18 protein-coding genes (1 of these 18 cut by a window edge) are annotated in these 24,653 nt (G+C 72.1%); 5 read left to right on the top strand and 13 right to left on the bottom strand.

All coding sequences use genetic code 11. The features are described from left to right. The 9 genes from HUT16_RS24680 to eccD form a co-directional block, all read right to left on the bottom strand. Positions 1-276, bottom strand: partial view of a ribonuclease J gene (locus tag HUT16_RS24680; RefSeq protein ID WP_176190252.1) — the beginning only. 1,410 nt of this gene lie to the left of the window's left edge; 276 of the gene's 1,686 nt are visible here — the first part of the coding sequence; the start codon lies at positions 274-276; its stop codon lies beyond the left edge, outside the window. 172 nt (positions 277-448) lie between these two features. Beyond that, positions 449-1,348 carry a 4-hydroxy-tetrahydrodipicolinate synthase gene (dapA, locus tag HUT16_RS24675; RefSeq protein WP_176190251.1) on the bottom strand — a complete coding sequence of 300 codons (900 nt, stop codon included), beginning with the start codon at positions 1,346-1,348 and terminating at the stop codon, positions 449-451. 302 nt (positions 1,349-1,650) lie between these two features. Beyond that, the gene (thyX, locus tag HUT16_RS24670; protein ID WP_176190250.1) at positions 1,651-2,436 is read right to left on the bottom strand and encodes an FAD-dependent thymidylate synthase; all 786 of its coding nucleotides are present in this window, start codon (positions 2,434-2,436) and stop codon (positions 1,651-1,653) included. A 42-nt stretch (positions 2,437-2,478) separates the two neighbouring features. Then, the gene (locus HUT16_RS24665; RefSeq protein ID WP_176190249.1) at positions 2,479-2,937 is read right to left on the bottom strand and encodes a hypothetical protein; all 459 of its coding nucleotides are present in this window, start codon (positions 2,935-2,937) and stop codon (positions 2,479-2,481) included. A gap of 1 nt (position 2,938) precedes the next feature. Next, a complete protein-coding gene (gene dapB / locus HUT16_RS24660) occupies positions 2,939-3,685 on the bottom strand; it encodes a 4-hydroxy-tetrahydrodipicolinate reductase (RefSeq protein ID WP_176190248.1) in 747 nt (248 codons plus the stop codon). A 26-nt stretch (positions 3,686-3,711) separates the two neighbouring features. Next, positions 3,712-5,064, bottom strand: coding sequence for a pitrilysin family protein (locus HUT16_RS24655; RefSeq protein WP_254897972.1), 1,353 nt, complete (start codon positions 5,062-5,064; stop codon positions 3,712-3,714). 116 nt (positions 5,065-5,180) lie between these two features. Continuing rightward, positions 5,181-7,391 carry a polyribonucleotide nucleotidyltransferase gene (locus HUT16_RS24650; RefSeq protein ID WP_176190246.1) on the bottom strand — a complete coding sequence of 737 codons (2,211 nt, stop codon included), beginning with the start codon at positions 7,389-7,391 and terminating at the stop codon, positions 5,181-5,183. 379 nt (positions 7,392-7,770) lie between these two features. After that, the gene (gene rpsO, locus HUT16_RS24645; RefSeq protein WP_030462697.1) at positions 7,771-8,061 is read right to left on the bottom strand and encodes a 30S ribosomal protein S15; all 291 of its coding nucleotides are present in this window, start codon (positions 8,059-8,061) and stop codon (positions 7,771-7,773) included. An 89-nt stretch (positions 8,062-8,150) separates the two neighbouring features. Next, positions 8,151-9,611: a type VII secretion integral membrane protein EccD gene (eccD, locus tag HUT16_RS24640; RefSeq protein ID WP_176190245.1), complete on the bottom strand. Its 1,461-nt coding sequence runs from the start codon at positions 9,609-9,611 to the stop codon at positions 8,151-8,153. A gap of 563 nt (positions 9,612-10,174) precedes the next feature. Between eccD and eccCa the strand changes: the two genes are divergently transcribed. Both eccCa and HUT16_RS24630 read left to right on the top strand, forming a co-directional pair. Next, positions 10,175-14,128 carry a type VII secretion protein EccCa gene (gene eccCa, locus HUT16_RS24635; protein WP_176190244.1) on the top strand — a complete coding sequence of 1,318 codons (3,954 nt, stop codon included), beginning with the start codon at positions 10,175-10,177 and terminating at the stop codon, positions 14,126-14,128. Positions 14,129-14,605: 477 nt separating this feature from the next. Next, a complete protein-coding gene (locus HUT16_RS24630) occupies positions 14,606-16,012 on the top strand; it encodes an APC family permease (RefSeq protein ID WP_176190243.1) in 1,407 nt (468 codons plus the stop codon). A gap of 108 nt (positions 16,013-16,120) precedes the next feature. Here HUT16_RS24630 and mycP read toward each other — a convergent pair whose 3' ends face one another. The 4 genes from mycP to eccB form a co-directional block, all read right to left on the bottom strand. Beyond that, positions 16,121-17,497 (bottom strand): type VII secretion-associated serine protease mycosin, encoded by a 1,377-nt coding sequence (gene mycP / locus HUT16_RS24625; RefSeq protein ID WP_176190242.1) that lies wholly within the window; start codon positions 17,495-17,497, stop codon positions 16,121-16,123. A 141-nt stretch (positions 17,498-17,638) separates the two neighbouring features. After that, positions 17,639-17,926: a WXG100 family type VII secretion target gene (locus HUT16_RS24620; RefSeq protein ID WP_176190241.1), complete on the bottom strand. Its 288-nt coding sequence runs from the start codon at positions 17,924-17,926 to the stop codon at positions 17,639-17,641. Between the two features lie 75 nt (positions 17,927-18,001). Continuing rightward, a complete protein-coding gene (locus HUT16_RS24615; protein ID WP_176190240.1) occupies positions 18,002-18,301 on the bottom strand; it encodes a WXG100 family type VII secretion target in 300 nt (99 codons plus the stop codon). Between the two features lie 180 nt (positions 18,302-18,481). Further along, entirely contained in the window at positions 18,482-20,077 is a 1,596-nt protein-coding gene (gene eccB, locus HUT16_RS24610) for a type VII secretion protein EccB (RefSeq protein WP_176190239.1), read from the bottom strand. A 259-nt stretch (positions 20,078-20,336) separates the two neighbouring features. Between eccB and eccE the strand changes: the two genes are divergently transcribed. From eccE to HUT16_RS24595, 3 genes are all read left to right on the top strand, one after another. Next, the gene (eccE, locus tag HUT16_RS24605) at positions 20,337-21,722 is read left to right on the top strand and encodes a type VII secretion protein EccE (protein ID WP_176190238.1); all 1,386 of its coding nucleotides are present in this window, start codon (positions 20,337-20,339) and stop codon (positions 21,720-21,722) included. Next, positions 21,722-22,480, top strand: coding sequence for a hypothetical protein (locus tag HUT16_RS24600; protein WP_176190237.1), 759 nt, complete (start codon positions 21,722-21,724; stop codon positions 22,478-22,480). Before eccE ends, HUT16_RS24600 begins: the two co-directional genes overlap by 1 nt. Positions 22,481-22,674: 194 nt before the next feature. Beyond that, complete coding sequence (locus tag HUT16_RS24595) at positions 22,675-24,633, top strand: MinD/ParA family protein (RefSeq protein ID WP_176190236.1); 1,959 nt, start codon at positions 22,675-22,677, stop codon at positions 24,631-24,633. The last annotated feature ends 20 nt before the right edge of the window (positions 24,634-24,653 follow it).

Raw genomic sequence — 24,653 nt, 5'->3', positions numbered from 1 at the left:
GGCACCGATGTGGTCCTCGTGGCCGTGGGTCAGGACGATGCCGTCGACCTTGTCGAGGCGGTCCCGGATGTAGCTGAAGTCGGGGAGGATCAGGTCGACGCCGGGCTGCTCGTCCTCGGGGAAGAGCACGCCGCAGTCGACGATCAGGATCCGGTCGCCGTACTCGAGGACCGTCATGTTGCGGCCGATCTCGCCGAGACCGCCGAGCGGGGTGATGCGGAGGGCGCCTTCCTTGAGTGCGGGGGGCGCGCCGAGTTCGGGGTGCGGGTGGCTCAAAAGACTCTCCTCACGACGCACGCCATATGCCCGGGGGGTTCCTCCCCCGGTCGCATATGGCGTGCGTCCATCGTGGTTACCTGACTGCCGATGTGCCGCGCGCCTTCGGTCCCGGTCCAGCGGCGGACCCGGGTGGATCCGGCGAGCCGGGGACGCGCACGTCTGTTGTTGGTTACAGGTGTACCCCGCCGGCGGCGAGATCCTCCTTCAACCGGGCGGTCTCCGCGTCCGTGGCGGGGACCAGGGGCAGCCGGAGCGGGCCGGCCGGGTGTCCCTGCAGGTTCAACGCAGCCTTGGAGAGGATCACTCCCTGGGTGCGGAACATTCCGGCGTAGACCGGCAGCAGGGACTGGTGGACGGCGAGCGCCTTGGCGGTGTCGCCGGCCGTGAAGGCCTCGATCATGGTGCGCATCTCGGCGGCGACGACGTGGCCGACCACGCTGACCACGCCCACGGCTCCGACCGAGAGCAGCGGCAGGGTGAGCACGTCGTCCCCGGAGTACCAGGCGAGGCCGGAGCGGGCGATGGCGTGGGCGGCGGCGGCGACGTCGCCCTTGGCGTCCTTGTTGGCGACGATCCGGGGGTGCTCGCCGAGGCGGACCAGGGTGTCGGTCTCCAGGGCGACGCCGGACCGGCCGGGGATGTCGTACAGCATGACCGGCAGGTCGGTGGCGTCGGCGATGGCGACGTTGTGCCGGTACAGGCCCTCCTGCGGGGGCTTGCTGTAGTAGGGGGTGACGGCCAGCAGGCCGTGCGCGCCGGCGGCCCGGGCCTGGCGGGCGAGCTCGACGCTGTGGTGGGTGTCGTTGGTGCCGACGCCGCTGACGATGTGGGCGCGGTCCCCGACCGCCTCGACCACGGCCCGTACCAGCTGGGCCTTCTCCGCGTCGGTGGTGGTGGGCGATTCGCCGGTGGTGCCGTTGAGCACCAGGCCGTCGTTGCCGGAGTCCACCAGGTGGGCGGCGAGGCGCTGGGCGCCGTCGAGGTCGAGGGCGCCTTCGGGGGTGAACGGGGTGACCATCGCGGTCAGGACCCGGCCGAAGGGCGTCTGCGGTGTGGAGGTCGGAGCCATGGGTCCAAAGCTACTCGTAGGGCGGTGGTCGGTAGCGACGCAGGTCCAGGGTTTGGACAGTCCGGGGTGTCGGGAGGGCGCCGGAACCCGGGCCGGACATGGGATTCCGGTGCTGCGCGCTCGGGGGTTCACGCAGCACCGGAATCCGTGTCCTGAGCGTATGGAGCGCCCGAGAAAGCCGCAATCCAGACATGCCGGACGGTCCGCCCATCTGCCCGTCGGCGCAGGTCAGCGGGCGGCCGGGCGCCCCCGGCCGAAGGCCGCACGGGTGAGGGCGGCGGGGACGGCCGGCGGACCCGCCGTCAGACCTTGCGCCAGCCCGGGACCCAGGCGCCGTCCTCGACGGTGTAGTCGCCGAACAGCGCGGGGGCCTCCTTGACCATCAGCTCGCCGATCTTGCCGAACAGCAGCCGGATCTCCTCCTCGGCGCCCGGCGCGGTGCGGTTCTCGATCACGTGCCGCAGGGTGCGGACGTTGGCCGACCAGACCAGGCCGGTGGCCAGGCCCTCGGGGGCGAAGCGGCGCATGAAGGAGGTCTTCTCCTTCTTCTCGTGGAAGGGCACGCCCTCCTCGTCCAGCCCGAAGTGGTCGGCCATCCAGTGCTGGAACTCCTCGATCTCCTTCATCAGGCCGGTGGCCCGGGCCATCAGCGCCTCGTCCTGCTTCGCCCACTCGGGGAACCAGAACGGGATGTCGTCGAGGCGGACGAAGCGCAGCGACTCCTGGGAGACCGCGACGCCGGCCCGGTGCCGGACCAGCTCGTGGGTGACCACCCGGCTGACGTTGTGCAGCACGAAGGAGAAGGAGACGTGCTCCAGCACCGAACCGTGCGCGCTGGCCAGGATGTTCTTCAGGTAGACGTCCTGGTCGGTGCGGACCTTGGTGACGTTCGGGTTGAGGCCCGGCTTCCAGGAGCGGTAGCAGATCCGGCCGGCGAACTCGGCCAGGTTCTGGGCGTCGTCCAGGTCGCCGCGGTCGACCCGCTCCAGCCAGCTCTCGCCGCCGACGTCCTGGAGGTAGGCGGCGACCTCGTCGTAGTCGAGTTCGGGGCGGGCGATGAGGTGGACCTGGGGTTCGACTGCGCGCATGGGAGAACGTCCTGGGGGGGTCTGGGAGGGGTCCGGGTCAGTCTACGGTCGGGCGGCCGGAGCCCCGGCATCGTGCAGCTTGATGGCGTGCTGCATGGCCTTGCGGGCGCGCGGCACGTCGCCCGCGTCCGCGTAGGCGACCGCCAGCCGGAAGAAGTTGCGCCAGTCGGCCGGGGCGGCCTCGGCCTCGGCCTTGCGGCGGGTGAACACCGCGTCGGCGGAGGCGCGGTCGATCCGGCCGCCGCTGCTGCGCTTCAACTCGTCGACGGGCAGGCCGCCCTCGGCCTCCAGCTCGCGGGCGAGCCGCTCGCTGGCGCGGCCGAAGCGGACGGTCTGGGCGAGGAACCAGACGCCGATCATCGGGATGACGAAGGCGCACGCGCCGATGCCGACGCCCAGCGGCTTCCCGGTGGCGACCAGTTGGACGCCCTCGCCGATGCAGATCAGGCTGACCAGCAGCAGGACGCCGGCGAGGACGAAGAATCCGGTGCGGGAGGTCATGTCACAGGTCCAGGAAGTGTTCCAGGCCGAAGGTGAGGCCCGGGTGGTCGGCGATCTTCCGCGCGCCGAGCAGGATGCCGGGCATGAAGCTGCTGTGGTGCGTGGAGTCGTGCCGGAGGGTGAGCGTCTCGCCGGTGTCGCCGAACATCACCTGCTGGTGCGCCAGCAGGCCGCGCAGCCGCACCGCGTGCACGGGGACGCCGTCCACGTCGGCGCCGCGGGCGCCGGGCAGGCCGTGGGTGGTCGGGTCCTGCTGCGGGGGCCGGCCGGCCTCGGCGCGGGCGGCGGCGATCAGCTGGGCGGTGCGGGTGGCGGTGCCGGAGGGGGCGTCGGCCTTGTTGTCGTGGTGGAGCTCGATCACCTCGACGGACTCGAAGTACCGGGCGGCGGTCTGCGCGAACTTCATCCCGAGGATCGCCCCGATGGAGAAGTTCGGGGCGATCAGCAGGCCGAGCCCGGGGGCCTTCGCGAGCAGGCCGCGGACGGTCTCCAGGCGCGCCTCGGTCCAGCCGGTGGTGCCGGTGACCACGTGGATGCCGTTGGTGAGGCAGTAGTCGAGGTTGGCCATCACCGAGTCGGGGTGGGTGAGTTCGACGGCGACGTCGACCCGGGCCTCGGTGAGTTCGGTCAGCTCGGAGCCGCGGCCGAGGGCTGCCACCAGCTCCATGTCCCCGGCGGCCTCGACGGCCTTGACGGCCTCCGAACCGATCCGGCCCTTGGCGCCGATCACGGCGACGCGCAGCGTCATGTCAGTCTTCCTCTCAGGCCGGTCGGTCAGACCAGCAGGTCGGCGAGCTTGGCGGCCCGCCGGTCGGTGATCGGGCCGATCAGGGCGAGCGAGGGGCGGTGCGCCCCCAGCACATCACGGGCGACGGCGTGCACGTCGTCCAGGGTGACCGCGGCGATCTTCCCGAGCATCTCGTCCACCGACAGGTGGTGGCCGTAGGCGAGTTCGGCCTTGCCGATCCGGTTCATCAGCGAGCCGGTGTCCTCCATGCCGAGCACGGTGGAACCGGAGATCTGGCCGATGGCGCGGCGCAGCTCCTCCTCGGTGATGCCCTCCTCGACCACCCGGGCGAGTTCGGCGCGGCAGATCTTCAGCACCTCCTCGACCCGCTTGGGCTGGCAGCCGGCGTAGATGCCGAACAGGCCGGTGTCGGCGTACGAGGAGGAGTACGAGTAGACGGAGTACGCCAGGCCGCGCTTCTCCCGGACCTCCTGGAACAGCCGGGAGCTCATCCCGCCGCCGAGGGCCGCGTTGAGCACGCCGATCGCCCAGCGGCGCTCGTCGTGGCGCGGCACGCCGGGGACGCCGAGGACCAGGTGGGCCTGCTCGGTGGGGCGGTTGAGGACGGCGGCCCGGCCGGCGGTGCGGACGGCCTTGACGCCGCGGCGGACCTCGGCGGGGTGGCCCTTGGACTTGGCCAGGACGGGGGCGAAGGCCCGCTCGACCAGCTTGACCACCTTGGCGTGGTCGAGGTTGCCGGCCGCGGCGACCACCAGGTTCTCCGGCTTGTAGCGGCGCTGGTAGAAGCCGGCGATCTGGTCCCGGGTGAGCCCGGTGACGGTCTCCTGGGTGCCGAGGATGGGGCGGCCGAGCGGGCCGTCCCCGAAGATCACCTTGGCGAACAGGTCGTGCACCACGTCGCCCGGGTCGTCCTCCGCCATCGCCATCTCCTCGAGGATGACGCCGCGTTCGGACTCGACGTCCTCGGGGCGGATCAGCGAGCCGGTCAGCATGTCGCAGACCACGTCGATGGCGAGCGGCAGGTCGGTGTCCAGGACCCGCGCGTAGTAGCAGGTGTTCTCCTTGGCGGTGAAGGCGTTCATCTCGCCGCCGACCGCGTCCAGCGCGGCGGAGATCTCCAGCGCGTCGCGCCGGTCGGTGCCCTTGAAGAGCAGGTGCTCCAGGTAGTGGGTGGCACCGTTGAGGACGGGCGTCTCGTCGCGGGAGCCGACGCCGACCCAGATGCCGAAGGTCGCGCTGCGCACCGTCGGGAGCGTCTCGGTGACGACCCGCAGGCCGCCGGGGAGCACCGTGCGGCGGACGGTGCCCGCGCCGTCGGTGCCCTTGAGCAGGGTCCGGGTGGTTCCGGGGCGCTGCTTCGCCGCCGAGGCCTGGGCCACGGGTGTTCCTTCCAACTGCTGCTGCACGAACAGGACTTCACGAACAGGACTTCACGAACAGGGTGCGGCCCGCACGCGCCGGGAAGGGCGTGCGGGCCGCGGGTGCTACGGGGTCGTCACTCGGAGGCGGCGGCCTCGCCGCCCTCCTCGCCCTCGACGACCGGGATCAGCGACAGCTTGCCGCGCGGGTCGATCTCGGCGATCTCGACCTGCACCTTGGTGCCGACGCCGAGCACGTCCTCGACGTTCTCGACGCGCTTGCCGCCGGCCAGCTTGCGGATCTGCGAGATGTGCAGCAGGCCGTCCTTGCCCGGCATGAGCGAGACGAAGGCGCCGAAGGTGGTGGTCTTCACCACGGTGCCCAGGTAGCGCTCGCCGACCTCCGGCATGGTCGGGTTGGCGATCTGGTTGATCGTCGAGCGGGCGGCCTCGGCGGCCGGGCCGTCGGCGGCACCGATGTAGATGGTGCCGTCGTCCTCGATGGTGATCTCGGCGCCGGTGTCCTCCTGGATCTGGTTGATCATCTTGCCCTTGGGGCCGATGACCTCGCCGATCTTGTCCACCGGGATCTTGATGGTGATGATCCGCGGCGCGTTCGGGGACATCTCGTCGGGCGCGTCGATGGCCTCGTTCATGACGTCGAGGATGTGCAGGCGGGCGTCCTTGGCCTGCTTCAGCGCGGCGGCCAGCACGGAGGCCGGGATGCCGTCGAGCTTGGTGTCGAGCTGCAGCGCGGTGATGAAGTTCCGGGTGCCGGCGACCTTGAAGTCCATGTCGCCGTACGCGTCCTCGGCGCCGAGGATGTCGGTGAGGGTCACGTAGTGGGTCTCACCGTTGATCTCCTGCGAGATCAGGCCCATCGCGATGCCCGCGACCGGGGCCTTCAGCGGCACGCCGGCGTTCAGCAGCGACATGGTGGACGCGCAGACCGAGCCCATCGAGGTCGAGCCGTTGGAGCCGAGCGCCTCGGAGACCTGGCGGATCGCGTAGGGGAACTCCTCGCGGGTCGGCAGGACCGGGAGGATCGCCCGCTCGGCGAGGGCGCCGTGGCCGATCTCGCGGCGCTTGGGCGAGCCCACGCGGCCGGTCTCGCCGACCGAGTACGGCGGGAAGTTGTAGTTGTGCATGTAGCGGCGACGGGTCTCCGGGGAGAGCGTGTCGAGCTGCTGCTCCATGCGCAGCATGTTCAGCGTGGTGACGCCCAGGATCTGGGTCTCGCCGCGCTCGAACAGGGCCGAGCCGTGCACCCGCGGGATGGCCTCGACCTCGGCGGCCAGGGTGCGGATGTCGGTGACGCCGCGGCCGTCGATGCGGACCTTGTCCTTGATGACGCGCTCGCGGACGATCTTCTTGGTCAGCGCGTTGTAGGCGGCGCTGATCTCCTTCTCGCGGCCCTCGAACTCCGGGAGCAGCTTGTCGGCGGCGACGCCCTTGATGCGGTCCAGCTCGTTCTGGCGCTCCTGCTTGCCGGCGATGGTGAGCGCCTTGGCGAGCTCGTCCTTGACGGCGGAGGTCAGCGCGGCCAGCACGTCGTCCTGGTACTCCAGGAAGCGCGGGAACTCGCCGGTCGGCTTGGCGGCCTGCTTGGCGAGCTGGGACTGCGCGGCGCAGAGCACCTTGATGAAGGGCTTCGCGGCCTCCAGACCGGCGGCGACGACCTCCTCGGTGGGCGCGTCGGCGCCGCCCTCGACCAGCTTGATGGTCTTGTCGGTGGCCTCGGCCTCGACCATCATGATCGCGACGTCGCCGTCCGGCAGGACGCGGCCGGCCACGACCATGTCGAAGACGGCCGACTCCAGCTCGGAGTGGGTCGGGAAGGCCACCCACTGGCCGTTGATCAGCGCGACGCGGACGCCGCCGATCGGGCCGGAGAACGGCAGGCCGGCCAGCTGGGTGGAGGCGGAGGCCGCGTTGATGGCCACCACGTCGTACAGATGGTCGGGGTTGAGCGCCATGACCGTCACGACGACCTGGATCTCGTTGCGCAGGCCCTTGACGAAGGACGGGCGCAGCGGGCGGTCGATCAGGCGACAGGTCAGGATCGCGTCCTCGGAGGGGCGGCCCTCGCGACGGAAGAACGAGCCGGGGATGCGGCCGGCGGCGTACATCCGCTCCTCGACGTCCACCGTGAGGGGGAAGAAGTCGAAGTGCTCCTTGGGCTGCTTCGAGGCGCTGGTGGCCGACAGCACCATGGTGTCGTCGTCCAGGTAGGCCACGGCGGAGCCGGCGGCCTGACGGGCCAGGCGGCCGGTCTCGAAGCGGATGGTGCGGGTACCGAAGCTGCCGTTGTCGATGACGGCCTCGGCGTAGAAAACGTTCTCTTCCACCTGGAAGATCTCCTCTTTCGTACGTCTCCCAGGAGCGTCCCTGCGCTTGCCTGCCGTGGCCCGGGCAGCTGGGCCGGTCTTCGATCGAAGCCACCGGGTCGGACCCTCGTGTCGGGGTTCCCGGCGGCCACTACCGAGGACCGGCGCCTTTCGGCGTGCGGCGGTCGGCGTGCGGACGCTCCTGCGGGGTGCGGGCGGCCTCCGTTGGAGGCCTTGATTCGGCCCGCTAGGGCGGACATGCCCTTTACCTTACAAATTCACACCCTACCGAGCGCGGCTTTGTCGCGGGCGGCTTCGTCGCGGGGCGTGGTCGCGGGGTGGCGCGGAATGCGCCGAGGGGCGGCTCCCCCGGAGAGGGGAGCCGCCCCTGCGAGCGGTGTCAGCGGGCGCCGCCGGCGGCACCGCGGCGGATGCCGAGGCGGTCCACCAGGGTACGGAAGCGCTCGATGTCCTTCTTGGCCAGGTACTGCAGCAGGCGGCGGCGCTGGCCGACCAGGATCAGCAGGCCGCGGCGCGAGTGGTGGTCGTGCTTGTGGAACTTGAGGTGCTCGGTCAGGTCCGAGATCCGGCGGGAGAGCATGGCCACCTGGACCTCGGGGGAGCCGGTGTCGCCCTCCTTCTGGCCGAACTCGGCGATGATCTGCTTCTTGACGTCAGCGGCGAGGGCCACGGGCATCTCCTTCGGGGTGTGGCCGAGCGGTCCTGGTAGGAAGCACAGGGCCTGACAAGACTCGGACGGACCAACGATACCAGCGCGGCTCAGCCGGTCGCGCCGCGCACCACGTTGTAGACGTCGAGGACGGCGAGCGCGAGCGGGACGAGCGAGAGCAGCAGCAGGCTGTCGACCATGTCCAGGATGCGGCCCCAGAACGGGGACACCCCGGAGCGGGGGACGATCAGCGCGATGGCGGTCATCACCGCGGCGCCGGCCGCGATGGACGCGGACAGCCACACGGTGCGCAGGTCGCCGCCGCCCTCGTTGGTGAGCTTGGCCATCAGCAGGTGCAGCGGGGTGTGCAGGGCCAGGCCGAGGACCAGCAGGGACAGCGCGGCCAGGCCGGAGATGGTGAGCGCGAACACCTGCGCGGTGTAGCGGAACAGCCGGGCGCGCAGCATGGTCGAGATGCCGATGGCCAGGGCCAGCAGTTCGGCCCAGGTGCGGTCGCTGAAGCCGAGCACGGCGCAGGCGCCGACGATGGTGGCGGAGGCGCCGCCGACCAGGCCGACCAGCACCTCGTGGCCGCGGCGGGCCTGGGCGGCGATCCGCTCGTACTGGACGGTCTCGGCGCTGTTGGCCTCCTCGCCGTAGGCGCTGCCGCGGGTGCGGGTCTGGCCGGGGGCGCTGAAGCCGACGGGCAGGCGGGCGAAGCGGGCGGACAGCGCGGGCAGGAAGCCGATCGCGGCGACGCCGGCGACGCCGGTGACGGAGGCGATGTCGGTGATCGCGGTGCCGGACATCAGGACGGCGGCGAAGGTGGCCAGGGTGCCGGCGGCGGCGAGGAAGGAGGAGGCGACGAACGCCGAGTCCCGCTCCGGCAGCAGGCCGACCAGCAGGACGGAGACCACCAGCACGGTGACGCAGCCGACCAGGAACTGCAGCCGGCCGGGGCCGGAGCCGTCCGGGACCTGGATGATGCCGGAGCCGGCCAGCATGGCGTGCGGCAGCGCGCCCAGGCCGAGGGCGAGGGCGGCGGTGTGGTCGGCGTAGACCCGGGCGCGCACGCCGGCGAAGGTCACCAGGACGATCGCGGTGACGCCGGAGAGGATGCCGGGCAGGCCGAACATGTCGTGCCGCAGGTCGGAGAACCACAGCGCGAAGGCGAGCAGCGCGAGCAGGACGGTGCCGGCGACCAGGCCGAAGGCCCGCATCAGGTCGGGGCTCCAGAACCGGCGGTCGGCCTCGACGGCGGAGGCGATGGCGTCGGCGACGTCGTCGTACACCGCGGGCGGCAGCGACTCGGCGAACGGGCGCAGGCTCAGCAGGTCCCCGTCGCGGACCTGCTGGGCGGCCAGCGGCAGGCCGCTGTCCAGCACGGTGCCGTCCCGTCGGACCAGGTGGAACCCGGTGGGCGTCCCGTCCACCTGGGTCTGCCCGGAGAGCCTGAGCACTTCCGGGTAGATGTCCGCGAGCGGGACGTCCTCCGGCAGGGCGACGTCGATCCGGCTGTCCGGTGCCACCACGGTGACCCGGCAGAAACCGGTCGTTGCGTTGTTGCTCACCGGCCCTCTCCCCCTCGTTGGCTGTGTCGGCAAGTCTGCTGACCAATCGTCGCAGCGGTTCCGGAACTGTCACGGTCCGAACGAGAGTTGGTGCGGCGACACCTTACCCTTCGCCGGAAGGGTGGTGTACGCGGGGTGTCGGCGCCCCGGGCCCGGCGGCCCCGGCGCGGCCTTGACTGCGGGTCAGTCCCCGGTGGGGGGCCGGTCCGACCCCGTGGACGAACGGCTTGGCGTGCGCAGTAGGATCGGCCCCTGCGCACGGCGTACGGGGGCGGCGGTCGAAGACGCGACAGCCCCGCGCGCCTGCGGTTCGGCGGAGCGGGGGCGGCGTCATCACACGGGGCGCCCTCACCGTACGTATCCAGATGCGTGAGGGCGGATTGTGAGCGAGCGATGGGGGCGCCCCCTGTCAAGTGCCCTGGAAGGGCGCGTCGTTGAGAACGGGGAGCCGCGCTCTGCGGCTGCCGCCCGGGACGGGGTGACGGCATGAACGAGCGGAGCGAGTTCATCATCGAGAGGTGCGCGTGCGCGAAGCGCCCGCCGAGCGCCGGCGAGGTGGCGGCATGAGCACGGTGACGGTGAAGCGCCCGCCGCGGGCGTTCCCGCCGGCGGTGTCGGAGGAGCCGGTCGAGCTGGTTCCGCCGCCCGAGCTGCCGCGCGGCGGCGGCGAGGACTGGCTGATGACGCTGATGCCGATGCTCGGCATGGGCGGCAGCGCGGCCTTCATGTTCCAGGGCGGCCAGGGCCCGATGAAGATGATGGGCGTGCTGATGATCGCCTCGACCGCCGCGATGGCGGTGATGCAGATCGTCAAGGCCCGCAAGGGCGGCAGCGCGGCGACCTCGGACGAGCGCCGCGACTACCTGAAGTACCTCCAGCAGAAGCGCCGCGAGGTGCGTCGCACGGCCGAGCGGCAGCGCGGTGCGCTGCTGTTCACCCACCCGGAGCCGGACCAGCTGTGGTCGGTGGTGGCCGAGGGCCGCCGGCTGTGGGAGCGCCGGCCGACCGACGCGGACTTCGCGCAGATCCGGGTCGGCCTCGGCCCGCTGCAGCTGTCGACGCCGCTGGTGGCGCCGCAGACCGCGCCGATGGACGAGTTGGAGCCGCTCGCCGCGGAGGCGATGGGCACCTTCATCAAGACCCACGGCACCCTGCAGGACCTGCCGCTGGCGGTCTCGCTGCGGGCGTTCTACCACATCACGGTGTGCGGCGACCCGGACTCGGTGTACGGCAACGTGCGGGCGATGGTGGCCCAGTTGGCGACCCTGCACTCCCCCGAGGACCTGATGATCGGGGTGGCCGCCGCGCCGGGCGCGGTGGAGGAGTGGGAGTGGGCGAAGTGGCTGCCGCACACCCAGCACCGCAAGGAGAGCGACGGGGCCGGCTCGCGCCGCCTGATCGCCTCCGGCCTCGGTGAGCTGGAGGAGCTGCTGGCGGGCGAGCTGGCCGGCCGCAAGGGCTTCTCCCGGGACAGCACGCCGACCCCGGACCAGCCGCACCTGGTGGTCATCATGGACGGCGCCTCGGTGCCGGTCGACTCGGTGATCGCCGGGGCGGAGGGCGTCCAGGGCGTCACCGTGATCGAGGTCGTCCCGGGTGACCTGGACGAGCCGAACGGCCACCTGGTGATCACCGTCGGCAAGAACGAGCTGCTGCTGGAGGCGGCGTCCGGGGCGAGCTACCCGGGCACCCCGGACACCCTGTCGGCCTGGCAGTCGGAGGCGCTGGCGCGGCAGCTGGCGCCGTTCCGGGCGTCCGCGGGCGGCGACGACAGCGACCCGTCGCTGGTGTCGATGGACTTCACCGAGATGATGCACACCGGCGACCCGGGCTCCTTCGACCCGACCCGGCACTGGCGTCCCAAGCCGATCCGCGAGAAGCTGCGCGTCCCGCTGGGCGTCGGCAGCAACGGCGAGTACGTCTGGCTGGACATCAAGGAAGCCTCGCTGGAGGGCATGGGCCCGCACGGCATGTGCGTCGGCGCGACCGGTTCCGGCAAGTCCGAGGTGCTGCGCACCATCGTGCTGGCGCTGGCGGTCACCCACTCCTCCGAGGTGCTGAACCTGGTCCTCGCGGACTTCAAGGGCGGTGCGACCTTCGCCGGCATGGCGGAGATGCCGCACACCGCGGCCGTGATCACCAACCTGGAGGGCGAAGCCACCCTGATCGACCGCATGCGCGACGCGATCGAGGGTGAGATGAACCGCCGCCAGGAGCTGCTGCGCGCGGCGGGCAACTACGCGAACATCAACGAGTACGAGCGGGCCCGGGCGGCCGGCGCGCCGCTCGACCCGCTGCCCTCGCTGCTGATGATCATCGACGAGTTCTCCGAGCTGCTCACCGCGAAGCCGGACTTCATCGAGCTGTTCATCCAGATCGGCCGGATCGGCCGTTCGCTCGGCATGCACATGCTGCTGGCCTCGCAGCGGCTGGAGGAGGGCAAGCTCCGCGGCCTGGACACCTTCCTCTCCTACCGCCTGGGTCTGCGCACCTTCTCGGCCGCCGAGTCGCGGGCCGCGATCGGCGTGCCGGACGCCTACCACCTGCCGCCGATCCCCGGCGTGGGCTACCTCAAGTTCGGCTCGGACGTGATGGAGCGCTTCCGCGCCGCCTACGTCTCCGGCAAGTACCGGGCGCCGGGCGCCCAGCGCGCGGTCGGCGGCCGGGTGGTCACCGCCCAGCCGGTGCTGTTCACCGCCGCCGAGGTCGAGGTCGTCGAGCCCGAGGTGGAGATCCTCCCCGAACTCCCCGAGGAGGAGGAGAAGGACGAGGCGCTGCTGGACACCATGCTCGACGTGTTCGTGCAGCGGATGATCGGCCAGGGCCCGCCGGCCCACCAGGTGTGGCTGCCCCCGCTGGACGCCCCGCCGTCCGTGGACACCCTGCTGGAGCCGCTGCAGGTCAGCCCGGACCGCGGCCTGACCCCGGCGGCCGTCCGCCAGGGCAACCTGGTCGTCCCGGTCGGCATCGTCGACAAGCCGCGCGACCAGCGCCGCGACGTGATGTACCTGGACTACTCGGGCGCCGCCGGCCACGGCATGATCGTGGGCGGTCCGCGCTCGGGCAAGTCCACCATGGTGCGCACCATCGTGGCCGGCTTCTCGGTCACCCACACGCCGGTGGAGACGCAGTTCTACCTGCTCGACTTCGGCGGCGGCGGCTTCGGCTCGCTGGCCGACCTGCCGCACGTCGGCGGCGTCGCGGGCCGTCTGGACGTCGAGAAGGTCCGCCGCATGATCAGCGAGGTGCACGGCGTGCTCAACCGCCGTGAGGAGCTGTTCCGGGCGACCGGCATCGACACCATCGCCACCTACCGCTCCCGCCGGGCCGCCGGGCAGCTGCCCGACGAGCAGTTCGGCGACGTGTTCCTGTTCGTCGACGGCTGGATGACCTTCAAGCAGGAGTTCGAGGTCCTGGAGCCGGTCATCGCCGACATCGTGCAGCGCGGCCTCGGCTACGGCGTGCACGTGGTGATCACCGCGGCCCGCTACGCCGAGGTGCGCCCGGCGCTGAAGGACCAGCTGCAGAACCGGGTGGAGCTCAAGCTCGGCGACTCGATGGAGTCCGAGATCGGCCGCAAGGTCGCCGCGAACGTCCCGCCGATCCCGGGCCGCGGCCTGACCGCCGACCAGTTGCACTTCCTGTCCGGCCTGCCCCGGATCGACGGCTCCAGCGAGACCGCGGACCTGGTGGACGGCGTGGCCGGGCTGGTCGCCCAGGTCAACGCCGCCTGGTCGGGCCCGCGGGCCCCGCAGGTGCGCATGCTGCCGCCGGTGCTGGACGGCCACTCGCTGCCCAAGGGCTTCGAGCACCCGGAGCTGGGCGTGGCGTTCGGCGTCGACGAGGTCGAGCTGGCGCCGGTGTTCGTCAACTTCGAGTCCGACCCGCTGTTCGTCGTCTTCGGCGAGAGCGAGTCCGGCAAGTCGGCGGTGCTGCGGATGCTGATCAAGCAGATCACCGAGCGGTACACCCCGGACCAGGCGGGCATCGTGGTCGGCGACTTCCGCCGCTCGCTGCTCGGCGTGGTGCCGCCGGAGTACCTGGTGGAGTACGCGGCCGCCGCGCCCGCCATGTCGGCGATCGTGGAGATGCTGCGCGGGGCCTGCGGGCGCCGCCTGCCCGGCCCGGACGTCACGCCGGAGCAGCTGCGCAACCGCAGCTGGTACAGCGGCAAGGACATGTTCGTGATCGTGGACGACTACGAGCTGGTCGCCACCCAGTCGGGCAACCCGATGGCGCCGCTGGCGGAGTTCCTGCCGTTCGCGCGCGACATCGGCCTGCGTCTGATCATCGCCCGCAACGCGGGCGGCGCCGGCCGTTCGCTGTTCGAGCCGGTGATGCAGCGCATGCGCGAGCTGGGCGGCCAGGGCCTGCTGCTCTCCGGCGACAAGGGCGAGGGCGCGCTGCTCGGCACGGTCAAGCCGCAGCCGCTGCCGCCGGGCCGCGGCGTGTTCGTCTCCCGCCGGATCCAGGCGGGCCAGACGGTGCAGACGGGCTGGCTGCCGACGCAGGTGTAGGTGTAGTGCGGACGCCGCTCACGCACGGTGACCGAAAGGGCCGGGCTCCGGAAGGGGCCCGGCCCTTTCGGCACTTCCGACCTGGAACGGTGTCATAACGTTATCTTCCGTTTTTCGCGGTTTTCCTTCGGTTCCCGTACCCCTCCGGGCCGATCGGGGGCGGTTTTCGGCCCAGCAGCGCGGCACGGCGGAGCGCCTTGGAATCGGCGTTGCCCAGCTCACTTCACCTTCGATTCAAGCGAAGTTCACCGGAGTTGACACTACGGAAACATACGTCCCACCCGCTTTGGAGCTGCGTTCCGCAGGCAGAACGGCCTTACGACAACGGAATCCGCAGCCGATCCCGCGTTGACTGGACCAATCGGCCCAGGCAACCTGGCGAATCGGGAGCGAAGCAGAACCCAGACCGCGAGACCGTGCTTCGGAGGCGATAGCGCTCCCGACCCCCACACCGCCGCTCAGTGGATCGGATGCCCCATGACCGACACGCTCCCCCCGCAGGTAGCCTCCCCCGTCACGGAGGACGCTGCGGGCAGCCCCAGGAAGCTCGCCCGATCGCTCGGCGTCGTGGGCGGCACGCTGCTCACGCTCTCCTGCGTGACACCGGCATCCTCACTCTTCGTGATCGTCCCGGAGCTCTTCAACTCGCTCGGCACCTTCACCCTGATGTCGATCCTGATCGGTACGGTCATCTGCGTCGCGGTGGCGTTCTGCTACTCCGAGCTCGGCACCCTGGTGCCCTCCGCGGGCGGCGAGTACGCCATGGTCGGCACCCTGGCCGGCAAGTTCACCGGCTGGCTGGTGTTCATCCAGTCGCTGATCGTGGTGATGATCGTGCCCTCGCTGATCGCCATGGGCACCGCCGACTACCTGGAACCGATCATCCACCTCGACCCCAAGTGGGCCGGCGCCGCGGTGATGCTGGCGGCCACCGTGGCCGGTCTGCTGGACCTGCGGGCCAACGCCTGGATCACCGGCATCTTCCTGGTGCTGGAGGTCGTCGCCTGCGCCGTGGTCGCCTTCCTCGGCTTCGGCCACTCCGAGCGCGGCGTGGGCAGCCTGCTGCACGGCTCCGTCGCCGACGCCACCACCGGCGCCACCGGCGGGGTGGGCTTCGCCGCGATCCTGGCCGCGATGGGCACCGCGCTCTTCGTCACCCAGGGCTTCTCCACCGCGATCTACCTCTCCGAGGAGCTGGAGAACCCGCGCAAGAACGTCGCCCGCACCGTGCTGTGGACGCTGGGCCTGTCCGCCGCCGTCATCCTGATCCCGGTCGCCGCGATCACCGTGGGCGCTCCCGACCTGAAGGCGCTCAGCGAGGGCAACATCTCCGCCCTGGTGATCGGCTGGAGCAACAGCGGCGTCGGCACCTTCATCAGCCTGTGCATCGCGCTGGCGATCATCAACGCCGGCATCGTGATGGTCATCCAGAACTCCCGGGTGCTGTTCGCCTCCGGCCGCGACAAGGCCTGGCCGGAGCCGGTGAACCGGGCCTTCGGCACCCTCAACAAGTTCAGCGCCCCGTGGATCTCCACCCTGGCGGTCGGCATCCCCGGCGCCGCGCTCTGCTTCGTCGGCCAGGACCTGCTGACCAACATCACCGGCGTCGCGGTGGCCGCGCTCTACCTGCTGGTCGCCGTCGGCGCGCTGTTCTCCCGGCGCGGTCAGCACAGGGACGCCCCGGCCTGGCGCCAGCCGCTGTGGCCCGCGCTGCCGATCCTGGTGATCGTGGCCCTGGCGTACGTCCTGACCCAGCTCGACCCGACCGCGCTGTGGTGGACGCTCGGCATCACCGCCGCCGCCAGCCTGTACTGGGCGCTCTACCTGCGGCCCCGCCCGGACACCCGCTGGGTGATCACCCTCCCCGAGGACGAGCGCGTCTGACCCCCGCGGACCGCTCCCGCGTCGGCCCCCGCCCGGTCCCCGAGACCGGTCGGGGGCCGGCCCCTTTCCCGGGGCCGGCCCCCGGCCGGTGCGGACGCGGGCGGTGCGTCAGCCGTGGCGGCCGCTCCGGCGGCGGCCCATGTCGCGGGCGACGACCGAGCCGCCGGCCAGCCCCGCCACCACCAGGGCGCCGATCCCCAGCGCGAAGGTGCCGGTGCGGCGGTCCCGGTCGGCCTGGGTCTCCTCCAGCCCGAGCGGCTGGGCCACCAGCGGCACGGCGTCCAGCTTGGTCGAGGGGTCCGGGTGCGGAGACTCGGACTGGCCCGGCACGGTGGTGTACTCCACGGCCTTCACCGGGTCGACCACGCCCCAGCCGATGTACTTGTTGGGGCCGTGCTCGGTGCGCTGCGCGGTCTGCTCGATCACCGTGCGGATCTGCTGGGCCTTCCAGGCCGGGTGCATGCCCTTGAGGACGGCCGCCAGGCCCGCGACGTACGGGGCGGAGAAGCTGGTGCCGTTGTCGGTGCACTGGCCGTGCCCGGGGACGGTGGAGAGCATGTCGACGCCGGGCGCGGCCACGTCCACGAAGTCGCCGTACTGGGAGAACGAGGCCCGCTCGTTGTTCCGGTCGGAGGCGCCCACGGCGAGCACCGACGAGTAGGCGGCCGGGTAGGTGGGGCCCTCGCCGCCGTCGTTGCCCGAGGAGGCGACCACCACCACGTCGTGCAGTTCGGCCTGCTTCAGCGCATCGGTGAGCCTCTGGGCGTCCGGGAACGTCGGGTGGTCCAGGTCCACGGCCGGCGCCTGGTTCGGGTCGGTCTCGATCCGGACGTCCTGCGAGATGTTGATGACCTTGGCGCCCTTGGCGACCGCCTCGCTGATCGCGTCGGCCAGGGTCCGGACGCTGCCGTGGCCCTCGGCGTCGTTCTGCCGGATGGACAGGATGGTCGCGTCCTTGGCCAGGCCGACGAAGCCGATGCCCGGCTTCTGGGCGGCCGCGATGATGCCGGCCACCTTGGTGCCGTGGCCGACCTTGTCGGTGAGGCTGTTGCCCTCCGGGCGCTGCTGGTCGGCCGGGGTGCTCTCGGCCAGGAAGTCCCGCCCGGCCTCCACCTTGCCGGCCAGCTGCGGGTTGGCGGAGTCCACGCCGGTGTCGATGACGGCGACCTTGACGTTCCGGCCCGTCCGGTTGTCCGGGTCGTCGCCCTGGGCGGCGCCGCTCGGGGAGGCGCTGGGCCTGCCGCCCTGCTGGCCCTCGCCCCACAGCTCGGTGAGGAACACCCGCTGCAGCGCCCACGGCTTGGACACCACGTCCTGCTCGATCGGGAAGTTGCAGTCACCCGCCGCGGCGAGCGCCAGCGCCGCCCGGGAGGTGGCGCCGCCCGCGGGGACGGGCTCGGCCCAGGCCGGGCCGGCGGCGACCGAACCGACCACCCCGAGCACCAGCAGCACCGCACCGGCCCGGCGCAACGATCCTGACGACACCTCTGCTCCACCCCTCACTGCGTTCCACCCGTGTTCCGTCCACCGTGCCGCCCCGTGCGGCACGCGAAGGGCGGGCGCCCTGAGGGCGCCCGCCCGTGTCGAGCACTGCCGTGCCGGTTCCCCCGTGCTGCCGACCGGCGGTCAGCCCCAGATGGCCTGGTTCTGGTTCTCGGTCTGCTGGTAGCTCTGCGCGGCGTTGTCCAGCGCGGCGGCGATCCGGCCGAGGACGTCCTGCAGGTCCGCCGCCTTGGCGTCCCACTGGGACTGCCGGGCCTGGTAGCCCTGCTGGGCCGCACCCTCCCAGCTCGCGGCGATGCGCTGCACGCCCGCCTTCAGGTCGTCCAGCTGGCTCTGGATGCGGGCCGCGGTCTGCCGGACCTCGGAGCTCGCGTTCTGGATGGTCTGGAAATTGACGAGAATGCCGGACATTGATCTCTCCCCTTCGATGGATTCACGGCGCGCCCGCGAAGGGCGCAGTGTGGTGGGTGGTACGAGCTACCGGCGTCAGCCGATGCCACCGACCGCAGCGCGCTGCTCCTCTTCGGTCATCGAGTAGGCCTTGGTGGTCGCCTCGATGGCCTGCCGGATCTCGTCCAGGATCTTGTTGAGCGCGTTGGCGTCGTCGTTGAACTGCGCCTGCATCTGCTGGTACGCGGTCGCGGCCGCGCCCTTCCAGCCGCTGCCGACCTCGGAGACCAGGGTGTTGAGACGGCCGATCTCGCCCTGGACCTGCTGGTTGACCTCGCCGATGCGGTTCGCGAAGGCGGTCATTTCCTCCGCGGTCGTCGTGAACTGACCTGCCATGATCCACCGTCCCCCATGAGACAGACTACGTCCGGACGCCCCTGTGGCGAACGTCCGTACGGGCACCACTGGTGTGGTGCTCTGAAGCACTGTAACGGCCAACTGCTGTGCACCCAACACCGGGTAGCGGGTAGTTACCAGACCATGACACTGAACCGCCGCACCCGGGGTGACGGCCCGTCAGGCGTTCTGCGCCTGGAGTGCGGAGTTGGTGTTGAGCACCGGACCGGCCGGGACCAGCTTGGACCAGACCAGCGGGACCCGGGGCGGCAGCACGTCCTTGTAGCCGAGCCGGGCCTGCGCCTCGTTGGTGCTGTTGGTCTTGCCCGGCTCGGGCGAGGCGGTGGCCGTGCCGGCGGCGCCGCCGTCGCTGTTGGCGGGCAGCGAGTAGCGCAGGCCGGAGTCGGTGATCAGGAAGTCGCTGCCGGAGGAGGCCGCCTGGCTGTCGGTGCCGAGCGTGTCGCCCTCCACCGCGCGGTACAGCAGGCCGTGGCCGGGCGTCACGTGGGCGCTGACCGAACCGGAGGTGACCTGCGCCGGGTAGTCGGTGTGCGCCCAGACCGAGCGCTTGATGCCGCCCTTGTCGTCGACGCCCTCGAAGGTGGAGCAGACCACCGAACGGGTGGCCTTCTCGCCGACGTTGACCGCCTGCTGCTTGTAGACCGGCAGGTCCTTGGAGGCCGACATCATGTCCTTGACGGTCTTGGTCGCCAGCTTGCTGATGTCGGCGGCGCCGACCTCGTCGATGGTCGGCGCGCCGCCGTCGGGGTAGGCGTCCTGCATCAGCGGGTCGGTGCGCATCAGCTGCGCCTGGAACTCGGTGATCTGGTACAGCTTGTTCTCGCCGACCGCGTAGTACGCACCCTGGAAGGTCAGCAGCCGGCCGATCCGGTTCTGGTCCGGGTTCGACAGCCCCAGCTTGGAGGGGCCGGACTTCCGGGTGGTGCGGAAGGTGTCGATCCGCGGGAACTCCACCAGGTCGCCGTTGGCCAGCGTGTCCAGCCACTCCTTGGTGACCTGCTGCGGCTTGACGTCCGGGCCGCTCAGCGCCATCAGCAGGTCCTTGCGGTCCTTGTCCGCCATGTCCCGCTTGCCCAGGGCGTGCTTGACGCCCTTGGAGTCGACCAGGTAGATCGAGCCCTCGTCGTTGCCGCTGTTCACCGGCGGCTCCTGGACCAGCAGCATCTGGTTGTCGTTGAGCACCTTGTCCGGGGCGGCCAGGGTCTTCTTGTCCGGCCCGGCGGCGATGAACACCGACTGGCCGACCGTCGCCTGCAGGTTGTCCTTGCCCATCTTGTCGCAGACCGACCAGGTCTTGGCGTCGCCGGCGTCGCCCTTCGCGGGCAGCTTGTCCGGGGCGTACGGGATGCCGATGGTGGCGCCGCGCCGCGGGTACTTGTCCAGCACGTCGTCGGCGACGGTCTGCACGGTGGCGTTCTCCGGCAGCACCAGCCGGGCCGAGGACATGTTCAGCACCTGGTGCAGGGTGGGCTCCTTGTTGGGCCCGTCGTTCAGGATCACGTAGCGGGTCGTCGAGGACTTGCCCTGGATGACGAACTTGCCGCTGTCCCAGTTCGGCGGCGCGGCCGGCTTCAGCACGCCCCACATCCCGAAGCCCGCGACGACCACCGCGGCGACCACGAAGCTCGGCAGCACCGCGCGCAGCGGACGCGGGGCGTCCTCGTCGTTGCCGCCGCCGCCCGGCTGCAGGAAGGCCCCCACCATCCGCTTCCGGGCGAAGGTGTAGGCGTTCAGCTCGTCCCGGCGTGATGCCATGCTCGTCCCCGTCTCCCCTGTGTGACCCGCCCCGCGGGTGTCAACGCGCTCGTGCCGTCGGTTCGGTTGAGTCTGCCACCCGGAGGGCGACCCGCTCGGCGGCCCCTCTACGATGCGGCAGCAGACGGTGAGTACGGTAACGGGTAGGCTCCGACGGTCCGCCATCCGGGCCGCCGACCCGGCCCCCGCCCGCACGCACGTCGCCGGGCCCGCAGGGGGATCTGACGGGACATCTGAAGCAGAGAGGGCAATTCGGGGGATGCCAAGCCAGTCCGCTCCAGCACGACGCCGCTCCACCTCGCACGGCCGGGGGCCGGACGCCCCGGGCGGACGCCGGGCCCGCAGCGCGCCGTCGGCGCCGTCGGCGATCGGCCCGGTGGGCCTGCGGCTGCTGCCCAGGCCCGGGCTGCTGAGCCGCCGCCTGGAGCTCAAGCAGATCGTCCAACTGGAGGTCGCCGCCGCCCTGGTGGCGGTCGGCTGGTCGATCGACACGATGATGGCGGCCGTCTTCGCGGTGCCCGCGCTGGTCCTGGTCGTGGTGGCGCTGCTGCGGCTCGGCGGCCGCACCACCGGCGAGGCGATGGGCGTCCGCTCGGCGTACAACTCCCGCCGCCGGGAGGCGAAGTACAACGTCCCGCCGCCCGGCACCGACCCGGCCATCGCGCCCGTGATGGAGCTCGACCCGGCGCTCAAGACCTGCACCCACGCGATCGAGACCGACCTCGGCGACGGCCGGCCGCTGCGCCGCGAGACCGGCATGGTCGGCGACGGCACCTTCTTCACCTCGGTGCTGCTGGTGCAGTCCAAGGACCAGCCGCTGCGCCCGGGCCGGGCCGCCTCCGCCGTCCCGCTGGACCTGATCTGCTCGGTCCTCCAGGTCGACGACATCGGCCTGGAGTCGGTGCAGTTGGTCCAGCACACCCAGCCCGCGCCCGCGCCGCACCTGCCGGAGCACTCGCTGGCCGCCCGCGCCTACCAGCAGACCCCCGGCGGGGTGGACACCCCGGCGCTGCGGCTGACCTGGGTCGCGCTCAAGCTCGACCCGGAGCGCGCGGCCACCGCCGTGCTGGCCCGCGGCGGCGGCGAGGAGGGCGCCCGCAAGACCCTGCAGCGGGTCACCGACCAGCTGGCCGGCCGACTCAACAGCGCCGGGTTCACCGCCACCGTGCTGGACGAGCGCGAGCTGATCGCCGCGCTGGCCATCTCGGTGTGCGCCAACCCGGTGGCGGTGGCGGGCCGGCAGGGCTCCGGCGGCGGCGGGGTCGGCGTGCGCCGCGCCCAGGAGTCGGCGAAGTACTGCCGGATCGACGACCGCTGGCACGCCACGTACTGGATCTCCAAGTGGCCGGTGCTGTCCCGCCCCGGCATGGGCGGCGGCCGGGTGGCCGCCCCGGACCTGGTCAACCAGCTGACCGGCACCCCCGCGTTCGCCTCGACCTTCTCGGTCACCGCGACCCGCGCGCTGGGCGGCTCGGTGGCGCTCAGCGGCCACCTGCGGCTGACCGAGCACAACGAGGCCAGGCTCGTCCAGATGGGCCGCCAGGTGGAGTCCCGGGCGCAGCACAACGGTGCCGCGCTGACCCGCCTCGACCTGGAGCACGCCCCGGGCCTGCTCGCCACGCTGCCCCTGGGAGGGACGTCCTGATGGCCTACCAGACCTACTCCGGCCAGGCCCCGCAGCCGGTCGAGCAGCGCCCGGTGCGGGTGCGTCCCGGGTTCGGCCTGCGCGGCCCGCGCCGGGAGAAGCACGTGCTGACGGTCGAGGACCTGTCGGCGCTGGCCTTCCCGGTCGGCGACGACGGCGTGGTGATCGGCCTGGACCACCAGCAGCAGCCCGCGGTGATCGGCCTGTTCCGCCCGTCGGCGTTCGAGGTGGTGCTGGTCGGCGGCATGTGGACGGCGCAGCTGATCGCGCTGCGCGCGGCCGCGACCGGCGCCCGGATCGCGGTGGAGACCGGCCGTCCGCAGGCGTGGGCGCCGATGGCGCAGGCCGCGGGCGGCGGGCAGCCGTGCGTGACGGTCCACCAGGTGGGCCGGCTGGGCGCGCAGGGCGCGTCGGTGGCGTCCCCCGTTCTGGTGGTCCGGGACCTGGGCGCCCGGCCCAACCGCAGCCGGCTGTCGGCGACGCCCTGGCAGACCACCCTGACGGTGCTGCCCTACCTGGGCCCGAACGCCGGCCGGGTGATCAACGCGGCCGACCTGGTCGGCCTGCAGCGGGTCTCGCCGCAGGAGGCCGACCTGCTGGGCCGGCTGCTGTCGCTGGCCCCCGGCGACGTCAGCGCGCTGCCGACGCTGCCGGACAACGTGACGCTGTGGGCGACCCGGATGCGGCGCCAGTACGTGATGACCAACCAGGGCGACGCCGAGACCCAGGTGCTGGGCGGCCCCCGCCGGATGGACTGAGCGCTCCCCGGCCGGTCGGCGCGCCCGGGACGGGCCCCGGGCCCGCCGGGGCGGGCCCGGTCGGCCGGGCCGCCCGGGTCCGCCGGATCCGCCGTCAGGTCGGGCACCGCCTTCAGCGCGGGCACCTGCACGGCCTAGTCTTGTTGCCCGACGGCAAGCGCCGAAGCAGCTTCGGCGAGAACGAGGGAGCCCCAGTGAGCAGCGATCGGGACGGCGTCTACGTCGGCGACAACGCGGCCGAGGACGACGATGACTGGTCCGACGCCCCGGACTACAGCGCCCCGTCCTGGTACACCCAGAGCGCCGCACCGGGCGCTCCGGTAGCGGCGCCGCCGCCGCAGCCGCCCGTCCAGCAGCAGGCCCAGCCGCCGCAGGTGCAGCCGCCGCCGGGGCAGCAGCAGGCGTCGCCACCGCTCCAGCAGCAGGTGCCCGCGCCGCAGCCGCCGGTCGCCCAGCAGCCGCCGGCCCAGCAGCAGGTGCCCGGGCCGCCGCCGGTGGCCGAGCAGCCCGCTCCCCAGCCGCCCGCGCCGCAGCCGCCGGTGGCCGAGCAGCAGGCTCCCCAGCCGCCCGTCCAGCCGCAGGCCGTCCAGCAGCCGCCGGCCCCCCAGCCGCCGGTGCAGCAGCAGCCGTACCCGCCGCAGGGCCAGCAGCCGTACCCGGCCCAGCCCGACGCCCAGCAGCCGCAGGCCCCGCAGCAGGCCCAGCCGCCGCAGCAGTGGCCGAACCAGCCGTACCCGCAGCAGGGCCAGCCCCCGCAGCCGTACCCGCCGCAGGGCCAGCAGCCGCAGCAGCAGTGGCCGAACCAGCAGCAGCCGGTCGACCCGCGGGCGGGCGGCTGGCCGCAGCCCGGGCAGCAGCAGCCGCCGCAGCAGTACGCGCCGCAGCCCCCGCAGCAGCACGGCGTCGGCGGTGCGCCGCAGGCCCCGGCGCAGTTCCAGCAGGCGGCGGGGCAGCCCTCCGCGCACGGTGCGGCGCTCGGCTACACGGCCGCGGTGGAGCTGTCCTCGGACCGGCTGCTGCGCGGCCAGCCGAAGGTGCAGAAGCAGTCGAGGTTCCAGTTCGGCGGCAAGTCGGCGCAGGCCGGCCGGCAGCAGAAGCTGGAGCTGATCCGGCACCCGGTGATGACCTGCTACCGGATCGCGGTGATCAGCCTCAAGGGCGGTGTCGGCAAGACCACGACCACCACCTCGCTGGGCGCGATGCTGGCCAGCGAGCGGCAGGACAAGGTCATCGCGATCGACGCCAACCCGGACGCGGGCACCCTGGGCCGCCGCATCAAGCGGCAGACCGGGGCGACCATCCGCGACCTGGTGACGGCGATCCCGAACATCCGCAGCTACATGGACATCCGCCAGTACACCTCGCAGGACCCGAACTCGGGCCTGGAGATCGTCGCCAACGACGTGGACCCGGCGGTCTCCACCACCTTCGACGACTCGGACTACCGCCAGGTCATCCAGGCGCTCGGGCAGCACTACCCGATCATCCTGACCGACTCCGGCACCGGTCTGCTGTACTCGGCGATGCGCGGCGTGCTGGACCTCGCGGACCAGCTGATCGTGGTGGCCACGCCCAGCGTGGACGGCGCGTCCAGCGCCTCGACCACCCTGGACTGGCTGTCCGCGCACGGCTACGCGGACCTGGTGCAGCGGTCGATCACGGTGGTCTCCGGGGTGCGCGAGACCAGCAAGATGATCAAGGTCGAGGACATCGTGGCGCACTTCCAGACCCGCTGCCGCGGCGTCGTGGTGGTGCCGTTCGACGAGAGCCTGGCGGCCGGCGCCGAGGTCAACCTGCAGATGATGCGGCCGAAGGTCCGCGAGGCCTACTTCGAGCTGGCGACGCTGGTCGGCGAGGACATCGCCCGCTCCCAGCAGCAGGCCGGCTGGCAGGGCCAGCAGCAACAGCAGCAGTACCCGCAGCAGGGCGGCTACCCGCAGCAGCAACAGCAGCCGTACCCGCAGCAGCCGTACCCGCATCAGGGCGGCTACCCGCAGCAGGGCCAGCCCTGGCAGCAGCCGCCGCAGCCCGGCTACCCGCAGCAGGGCCAGCAGCCGTACCCGCCGCAGGCCCCGCAGCCCGGCTACGGCTACCCGCCGCCGCACGAGGCGCCGCCCCCGGGGTACGGCTACCCGCCGCCCCACCAGGGCTGAGCCGGGCGCGCGGACGACCG

The sequence above is a fragment of the Kitasatospora sp. NA04385 genome (genome assembly GCF_013364235.1).
Classification (GTDB): domain Bacteria; phylum Actinomycetota; class Actinomycetes; order Streptomycetales; family Streptomycetaceae; genus Kitasatospora.
This window is presented reverse-complemented; position numbering and strand designations above follow the sequence as displayed.